Raw genomic sequence first — 8495 nt, 5'->3', positions numbered from 1 at the left:
GTCCCCCCCCCCCCCCCCCCCCCCCCCCCCCCCCCCCCCCCCCCCCCCCCCCCCCCCCCCCCCCCCCCCCCTTTCCCCCCCCCCCCCCCCCCCCCCCCCCCCCCCCGCCGTGGCGTGCCCGCTGCGGGGCCCGGCCCTCGGCACCCCGTCAACACCCCGGCCGCCGCCGCATCCCGTCCGGGTGACGCCGGGACGGTTCCCGCCCGCGCCCGGGCCCCGGTCCGCTCTGCTGGGAGCGCCCGCACCGCCCCGCCCGAGCACCGCCCCGGAGGAGTCCCGTGACCTCGCCCTGCGACCCCCAGTACGCCCCCGCCGGCGACGTGAGCGCGGCGCTCATGGTCATCGACTCCCGGCTCAAGGCCCTCTACGACGGCCGCACCGGCACCGACCCCGAACACCGCGAGATGGTCGACCACCTCGCCGCCTCGCTGGGCCCGGACGGCCTCGCCGCCCTGCTGGAGGGCGCCTGCACCCTCATCTACCTGTACATGAACTGGCTGCGGAAGGCCTGCGAGGACCAAGGCAAGGACGTCATCGAGTACGTGCTGCCCAACCTCCTGGCCACCATGCGCATGATGCCCCGCACCTTCCGCCCCGAGGTCGTCCCCACCATGGCCGGCCTGCTCGTCGCCGCCGGCAGCGGCCTGAGCCCCAACCTGTGGCGCGCCCAGTACGGCCCCTGGACCGACGCCGAGATGAACCCCCTGGAAGCCACCGCCACCCTGCTCGCCGAGTACGTCAACCGCATCTGCGGCGACGACCAGGACTTCGCCACCCGCCTGATCACCGACGCCCTCTCCCGCGCCGACGACGAGGAGGCGGACGAGGCCGACGAGGCCTGACCCGCCCCGGCCGCCGGCCCCGCCCCCGGGCCGGCCGCCGCTCCCGTGACCCCGGCCGACAGCGCCCGACGGAATGTCAGTGCCCACCCCTAAGGTGGAGTCAACGCTGGAGGGAACGCCGAGAGGCGCCGCGGGCAAACCCCGCGAGAGGACTCCGGAAACGCATCGCACGCACGCCGGAAAAGGGGATAGCCATGTCCGCGAACAGGATCAAGCACAAGGTCAACCACGTCTCCCTCGTGGTCGACAAGTCCGGCTCGATGCACCAGCACCAGGCCCAACTCATCCGCGTCGTCGACGAGTTCGTCAAGGGCCTCCAGGAGGAGTCCGACCGCCTCGGCCACGAGACCCGGATCAGCCTCTACGCCTTCGACCACGAAGTGCAGAACCTGGTCTGGGACATGGACGTCAAGCACCTGCCCTCCCTGCGCGGCCTCTACCAGGTCGACAACGGCGCCACCGCCCTGATCGAGGCCGCCGTGAAGTCCGTCGACGACCTCAAGAACATCTGGGAGGGCTACGGCGAGCACTCCTTCCTCCAGGTCGTCGTCACCGACGGCGAGGAGAACGCCTCCGGCTGCTCCCAGAGCGGCCAGATGCACACCCGGATGAACGCCGGCCAGGGCGCCGCCGTCCTGCGCTCCTGGCTCGACCGCATCCAGGGCGCCATGGACGACCTCCCCGACCACTGGACCTCCGCCATCCTGGTCCCCAACTCCCTCGCCAAGCGCACCGCCCAGGAGTACGGCTTCCCGGCCGGCAACATCGCCATCTGGGACGCCGACTCCAGCAAGGGCGTCGAGGAGGCCATCGGCACCGTCAAGTCCGCCGCCACCAGCTTCCTGCGCGGGCGCGAACAGGGCGTACGCGGCACCAAGAACCTCTTCGCCATGGGCCAGGACCTCGACACCGCCCAGGTCAAGGCCAACCTCGACGCCCTGGACACCGGCAAGTACATCCTCATACCCGTCGACCAGGCGACCCCCATCCGCGACTTCGTCACCAGCGCCGGCCACCCCTACAAGACCGGCTGCGCCTTCTACGAGCTCTCCAAGCGCGAGAAGATCCAGGGCAACAAGCAGCTCGCCGTCGCCGAGAAGGACCCGGCCACCGGCCGGATGACCGGCCGCGTCTTCTCCGGCCCGGCCGCCCGCCGACTCCTCGGCCTGCCCGCCGCGGAGGCCGTCGTCAAGCCCGGCGAGAACCCCTCCTACACCGTCTTCGTCCAGTCCACCTCCGTCAACCGCAAGCTCGTCCCGGGCACCAAGCTCCTCGTCCTGCGCTGACCACCGGCCCCTGCGGCCCGCGGCGCGGCCAGGGGCCGGGGAGCGGCGCCACGGGCCGCAGCGGCCCGACGGGAGAACGGTTCGCCCGCGGGCCGGACGCCGCCTCAGAAGTGCTAACTTAGGCAAGCCTAACCAGGCAGCGCGACGACCACACGGCCCAGGGGGCACCATGGCAGAGCAACCGACCCGCCGGACACCGCGGGCCCGTGAGGCACGGGTGCTGCGCACCGAGCGGATCACCCCGCACATGGTGCGCCTGGTCCTCGGCGGGGAGGGGCTGGCGGACTTCGACGCCACCGAGTTCACCGACCACTACATCAAGCTGCTCTTCACCCCCGAGGGCGTGGACTACCCCGAGCCCTTCGACCTCGCGCGGATCCGCGAGGAGTTCCCGCCCGAGCAGCGGCCGGTCACCCGGACGTACACCGTGCGGGCCTGGGACCAGGCGCTGCGCGAGCTGACCGTCGACTTCGTGGTGCACGGCGACGAGGGCCTCGCCGGGCCCTGGGCGGCCCGCGCGCAGCCCGGCGAGACGGTGCGCTTCCTGGGCCCCGGCGGCGGCTACGCCCCCGACGCGGACGCCGACTGGCACCTGCTGGTGGGCGACGAGAGCGCGCTGCCCGCGATCGCCGCGGCGCTGGAGCGGATGCCGGCCGGCGCCGTGGTGCACGCCTTCGTCGAGGTCACGGACGCCGCCGAGGAACAGAAGGTCCGCTCGCCCGCCGGCACCGCGATCCACTGGCTGCACCGCGGCGCCCGCCCGGTGGGCGAGGCCCTGGTCCAGGCGGTCGGCGCCCTGGAGTTCCCGGCCGGCGCGGTGTCCGCGTTCGTGCACGGCGAGGCCGGTTTCGTGAAGGACCTGCGGTACCTGCTGCGGGTGGAGCGCGGCGTCCCGCGCGAGCGGCTGTCGGTCTCGGGCTACTGGCGGCTCGGCCAGAGCGACGAGGCCTGGCGCGCCGCCAAGCGCGAGTGGAACGCCCAGGTCGAGGCCGAGCAGGAACAGGCCGGCTGAACCGCCTCCGCGGGCTGCCCGCCCTGCCCGCCCCGGCGGCTTCCCGTGGGTGCCTCACACCAGCGGGGTGCTCAGCTCCACGGCGCGCAGGGCCGCCGCCAGGGCCGGTGCGTCGCCGACGTCCAGGGCGGTGTCCGCGAACTTGACGACGTGTTCGTCGCCGTGCGCCAGCGCCCGCTCGAACACCTCCTCCGGGGTGAGGCCGCCGGGCGGGGCGCAGGCGACCGGGACGGCGGGCGCGTACATCGCGGTCACCGCCGCCGAGGCCGTCCAGGCCGCCCCGAGCGCCGCCGGCCACAGGTCGCGGGGCAGCGCGGGCAGGGTGCGCAGCACGGCGTTGGGGGCGGTGGCGGCGTGGACCAGCATGGTCTCCTCGCCGTGGCCGTAGGCGGCGTAGCGGTGGGTCGCCGCGCGCACCAGCTCGGTGAGGCGCCGGTGCGCCTCGTCGGGGCCGGTGACCGCGTCGGCCCACCCGGGTAGGGCGGTGACCCGGTCGAGCCGGGCGGGGAAGGGCCCGTCCTGGACGGCGACGGCCGGCACCGCGTCGAGGGCGGCGGCCGCGCCCGGTGCGGCGGGCAGCCGGACGGGCACCGTGACGGGCCGGTGGCGGGCGGCCCAGTAGCCGAGGCCGTGGGCGAGTTCGGCCAGCCGGGGCGCGGTGGCCTCACCGGCCAGCAGTGTCCGCACGGCGTGGCCGACCCGGATCACCGGGTGCGTCGAGCCGCCGTACAGGCCGGGCAGCAGCCGGGGCCACCAGCGGGCCAGCACCTCGCGCCAGGGCCGTTCGGCGAGTTCCCGCCCGAAGTGGTCGATCCAGTCCGCCGCGCGGCCCGGATCGCCCAGCGCGGCAAGCCAGTTGGCGTCCGTGACCGGTTCGACGCGCGGCGGGAAGTCCTCCAGCTTGCGCGCGTACAGGTCGAGCCAGCGGTGCACGGCGCGGGCCTGTCCCCGGGCGGCGAGGGCCTCGACCGCCATCGGCGCGTGGTTGGTGAGCCGCCCGAGCCGCTCGGGCCCGCAGGCGTGCAGTCGTTGCAGTGCTTCGTCGAGAATCCCTGTCGTATCCACGGCAAGGACCGTAGGCGTCCTGGCGCGGCCGCCGGAACGGGCCGCGGACCTACTTCCTTCGTCCTCCGCCTCCCGCACCGACCGCACCGCCCGTGCGGCCCGCACCGACCACACCGCCCGTGCGGCCCGGAACCCCGGTCGGAGGATTCGGTTCCGGCGTGCAACCCTTGCGCCGTCGCGGCGGTGAGTAGGGCAGAGCGATGGCCCGGTCGGGCCGTCGCGCGGAACGTGAAGAGGAACTGGATGACCGCGAGGATACTGCCCGCCCCGGTGGAGGACCGGCCCCGGCCCGCCCCGGCTGTCGCGGGCGGCCCCGGCCTGCGGGAGCTCGACTTCGAGGGGTACGCCGCCTCGCGCTGGCCACGGCTGGTGCGCACCGCCTACCTGCTCACCGGCGACTACCACGAGGCCGAGGACGTCGTACAGGCGACGTTCGCGAAGGCCTTCCGGAACTGGCCCCGGATCAGCCGCCTCCAGGAGCCGGACGCCTACGTCCACCGGGCCCTGGTGAACAACAACCTGAGCCGTCACCGGCGCCGCAGGGTCAGGCAACTGCTCGTGCCCGTCCTGCCCGACCGGGCGCACACCGCGGGCGCCGACCACCGCGACGTCGAGGAGCGCTCGGTACTGCTCCAGGCGCTGGCCCAACTGCCGCAGCGCCAGCGGGCCGTGGTCGTCCTGCGCTACTGGGAGGACATGAGCGAGCAGCAGGTCGCCGAGATCCTCGGCTGCTCGCTGGGCAACGTGAAGAGCCAGGCCAGCCGAGGCCTGGCGAAACTGCGCACCCATCCGGCGCTGGCCCCCTACGCGGGCGGCAGCGGTTCGACGACCGACGGCACGAACGGAGACAACAGCTGATGGACACCGAGGACATGGTGCGCGGCGCCCTGCGTGACGAGGCGTCCGGGCTCACGGTGGCGCACTGGTCCCCCGAGCCCGTGCGGATCCACGCCCGCCGCCAGCGGCGGCGGATGGCGGTGGGCGCGTCGGCCGTGGCGGCCGCGCTCGCGATGGCGGTCGGCACGGGCGCGGTGCTGTCCGCCCGGCACGGCGACGGGGCCCTCGCCCCGGCCGCGGCCCCGGCCGCCCAGGCCCCGCTGCTCCCGGAGGGAGCGGCCCCCGAGGCCGTCGTCGCCGAGCCCGGCCGGCAGCTGCCGCTGGATCGCCCCGGCTGGTGGATGCAGTTGAAGGACCGGGAGATCTGCATCCACGACGCCCCCTCCTACGGCAGCGGTCCGGGCTGCAGCGGCTACTCCTGGAATGCGGGCGCCGCCACCGAGCTCACCATGCAGTACTACGCGGGCCCCGACCAGCAGGGCCTGTACAACGTCGTCTACCACGGGCCCGGACAGGTCGCCCGGATGACCGTCGAGCTCGACGGCCAGGCCCACTGGGCCGCCGTCGCCTCGCTCCCCGGTACCCCGGGCTACGCCAGCGGCTACGCCTGGGCGCCCGCCCTCAAGCCCACCGGCGCCGGGAAGAGCCAGCCCCAGCCCGTCACGGGCATCAGGCTCGCCGCGTACGACGCCCAGGGAAAGCTGCTGGCGAGCAAGAGCCTGTAGCCCCGGCAGCGGTGTCTCCCGCGGCCGGTCCGCGGGAGACACCACCGGCCCGGGAGACTGACCCCCCCGCCGAGGACCCCCGCCCGGGACCCCCGCCCGGGACCCCCGCCCGGGACCCCAGCCCCCGGCGCCGCCCGCTGCGGCTGCGACCATGGGCCCCATGCTGTCGCTGAGGATGAACGACGCCGCCGCCCAGGCGCTCGGAGTGCTCGACCACCCCGCCGCCCTGACACCGCCCGGCGGCCTCGCCCCCGGCCTGCGCGACCGCCTCGCCCACGGGATCACCCGCCACGGCGCCGTCCTCACCTGGGCCGACTCGACGGGCGACGCCGACGCCGCGCCCGCCACCTTCACCGACCTCACCGCCTGGGAGTGCGCCGACAGCTCCTTCCACCTGGAGGACCACGTCCCCGTCGCGGTCCGGATCGTCGACGACGCCCCGCAGATCTCCGAGGACGACCAACGCCTCCTGCTGCTGCACGGGACCGCCCTCGCCCTGGAGTTCCGCCGCCTCCTCACCGGAGCGGACCACCCGGGCCCGGTGCGCTGCATCGTCGCCGCCAACGGGACGAACGCGACGTTCAGGTTCCACCGGATCCGCGCGGGCCAGTCGTGGCACAACCCCGACCTCGACAGCTACCGGACGGACAAGATGGTCGTCCTCGACCTCGCCCCGGCCGCCCCCTGACCCCGCCCCCCTGACCCCGCCCCCCTGATCCCCGCCCCGGCCCCCGCCCCGGGCCCCACCCCCATCCCCACCCCCATCCCGACCCACCCGACGGCCGGGGTGCTAGAAATCCCCCGTGGACGATCACCCCCAGCCCCCGACCCGGCGCGTCTTCGTGGCCCTGGCCCCACCCGACGACGCCAAGGACGAGCTGGCCCACGCCCTCGGCCCCGCCTACACCGCCTACCCGCGGCTGCGGTGGAACCGGATCGAGGACTGGCACATCACCCTCGCCTTCCTCGGCGAACTGCCCACCACCGCCGTACCGCCGCTGCGCACCGCCCTGGCCGCCCTGGCCCCCTCGCACCCCGCCCCGCGCCTGGGCCTGCACGGCGGCGGCCACTTCGACGACCGCCTCCTGTGGGCCGACATCGGCGGCGACCTCGAAGCCCTGCACCGACTCGCCACCGACGTCCGCACCCTGGCCAGGACCTGCGGCATCGACTTCAACGAGCGCCCGCTGCGCCCCCACCTGACGCTCGCCCGCGCCCGCCGCGACGACCCCACCAGCGTCCCGCGGGCCGCGGCCGGCCTCACCGGCTTCCACGGCCGCCCCTGGCGGGCCGAACGCCTCCACCTGGTCGGCAGCAACACCGGCCGCGGCCCCGGCCCGATCCACTACCGCGACATCGAGGCCTGGCACCTGGGCACCGCCCCCGGCAGCGTCCCGGCCGAGCCGTAGCCGACGAGCAGTCACCGTACGCTCGCCCGTACGTCGATCGGATCTTCACCCGCATCGGCTAGCCTGCCCCCGGCACCGCAGGTCCGCAGGTCGTCCACCACTGACGGCCCGCCACCGCACCGCACCGCACCGTACGTTCCACCAGGGGGGAAACCGATGTCCCGCACGACCCACCGCCGTACCGCCGCCACGCTCACCGCGGCCGCCACCACGGCCCTGCTCGCCCTCACCGGCACCGCCGCCACCGCCGCCGCGCCGCTGTCCGGCACCGAGGCGACCATCGCCGTCGGCGCCCGGGGCGCCGTGCCGGTGGTCAGCCCCGACGGCGCCAAGGCCTACGTCGTGGTGACCGAGGCCGACAACACCTCCACCGTGAAGACGGTGGACACCCAGACCGGCGCCGTCACCGCCCGCCTGGCCCTGGGCACCCTCCAGTGGAGCGCCCACCCGGCGCTCAGCGCGGACGGCGCACGCCTGTACGTCCTCGACGGCCAGCGCCTCAGCGTGGTGGACACCGCCACCCTGACCCTGCTCGCCACCCTCGCCCTGCCCGACCAGCCCCGCCCCGCCGGCTGGAGCGCGGGGTCCACCTCCGGCCTGGCCCTCAGCCCGGACGGATCCACCCTGTACGTCTCCCAGAACGGCGCGACCGCCTACCGGCAGAACGGCCAGAGCCGGATCCTGACCTTCGCCACCGCGCAGCGGGCGTTCACCGCCTCCGTCCAGGTCGCGGCCCCCTACGTCGGCGCCCCCGCGGCCCGCCCGGGCACCGGCGACGTGTACGTCGGCACCAGCCAGGGCGTGGTCCACGTGGCCGCGGCCGCCACCGCGCCGACCGTGGCCGGCACCGTCCAGGGCACCGCCACGAACCTGGACTACAACCTGGCGTTCACCCCCGACGGCAAGCGCCTGTTCGGCCTCGCCGAACTCGGCACCGGAGCCAGCACCGTCATCGACCCGGCCACCGACACCGTCACCACCACCTTCCACCCCGCCACCGGCGGCGACGTCCTGGAGAACCCGCAGGTCAGCGCCGACGGCACCCGGCTCTACCTCGCCGACAGCAACTACGGCGCGAGCAGCACCTCCGTCCTCGCCCTCGACACCGCCACCGGCGCCCCCGTCCCCGCCGACAGCGCCGGCGACCTCGACGAGGACAACCTCACCGGCCTGGCGCTGGGCCCCGACGGCCACACCTTCTACGTGGGCGGCACCGCCGGCCAGGGCGCCAACCTCCAGATCGTCGCGCACTGACCGAGTGTGACCGGGCGCCGGGCCGCCCCGGCCGTCCGACGGCCCCCGCCCGCCCACCGGGCGGG

9 protein-coding genes are annotated in these 8495 nt (G+C 75.3%); 8 read left to right on the top strand and 1 reads right to left on the bottom strand.

All coding sequences use genetic code 11. The features are described 5' to 3' along the window. Positions 1–278: 278 nt before the first annotated feature. The 3 genes from ACZ58X_RS32365 (at position 279) to ACZ58X_RS32355 (ending at position 3140) form a co-directional block, all read left to right on the top strand. Positions 279–842, top strand: a complete 564-nt coding sequence (locus ACZ58X_RS32365; protein ID WP_470337134.1) for a hypothetical protein — start codon at positions 279–281, stop codon at positions 840–842. 194 nt (positions 843–1036) lie between these two features. Beyond that, entirely contained in the window at positions 1037–2128 is a 1092-nt protein-coding gene (locus tag ACZ58X_RS32360) for a vWA domain-containing protein (protein ID WP_470337133.1), read from the top strand. 169 nt (positions 2129–2297) lie between these two features. Continuing rightward, a complete protein-coding gene (locus tag ACZ58X_RS32355; RefSeq protein ID WP_470337132.1) occupies positions 2298–3140 on the top strand; it encodes a siderophore-interacting protein in 843 nt (280 codons plus the stop codon). 54 nt (positions 3141–3194) lie between these two features. On the opposite strand, the gene ACZ58X_RS32350 is transcribed toward ACZ58X_RS32355, so the two are convergent. Beyond that, positions 3195–4205 carry a questin oxidase family protein gene (locus ACZ58X_RS32350; RefSeq protein ID WP_470337131.1) on the bottom strand — a complete coding sequence of 337 codons (1011 nt, stop codon included), beginning with the start codon at positions 4203–4205 and terminating at the stop codon, positions 3195–3197. Between the two features lie 243 nt (positions 4206–4448). Between ACZ58X_RS32350 and ACZ58X_RS32345 the strand changes: the two genes are divergently transcribed. The 5 genes from ACZ58X_RS32345 to ACZ58X_RS32325 all read left to right on the top strand — a co-directional run bounded on the left by ACZ58X_RS32345 (position 4449) and on the right by ACZ58X_RS32325 (position 8430). Then, positions 4449–5063 (top strand): SigE family RNA polymerase sigma factor, encoded by a 615-nt coding sequence (locus ACZ58X_RS32345; RefSeq protein ID WP_470337130.1) that lies wholly within the window; start codon positions 4449–4451, stop codon positions 5061–5063. Continuing rightward, positions 5063–5767 (top strand): hypothetical protein, encoded by a 705-nt coding sequence (locus ACZ58X_RS32340; protein ID WP_470337129.1) that lies wholly within the window; start codon positions 5063–5065, stop codon positions 5765–5767. Before ACZ58X_RS32345 ends, ACZ58X_RS32340 begins: the two co-directional genes overlap by 1 nt. 160 nt (positions 5768–5927) lie before the next feature. After that, complete coding sequence (locus tag ACZ58X_RS32335) at positions 5928–6455, top strand: hypothetical protein (protein WP_470337128.1); 528 nt, start codon at positions 5928–5930, stop codon at positions 6453–6455. Between the two features lie 115 nt (positions 6456–6570). Continuing rightward, positions 6571–7176: an RNA 2',3'-cyclic phosphodiesterase gene (gene thpR, locus ACZ58X_RS32330; RefSeq protein ID WP_470337127.1), complete on the top strand. Its 606-nt coding sequence runs from the start codon at positions 6571–6573 to the stop codon at positions 7174–7176. Between the two features lie 156 nt (positions 7177–7332). Beyond that, positions 7333–8430: a hypothetical protein gene (locus ACZ58X_RS32325; RefSeq protein ID WP_470337126.1), complete on the top strand. Its 1098-nt coding sequence runs from the start codon at positions 7333–7335 to the stop codon at positions 8428–8430. Positions 8431–8495 lie beyond the last annotated feature (65 nt).

Source organism: Kitasatospora sp. NPDC040550, from assembly GCF_055594965.1.
Note: the sequence above shows the minus strand (reverse complement) of the source record. Positions and strands in the feature narration are given on the sequence as shown.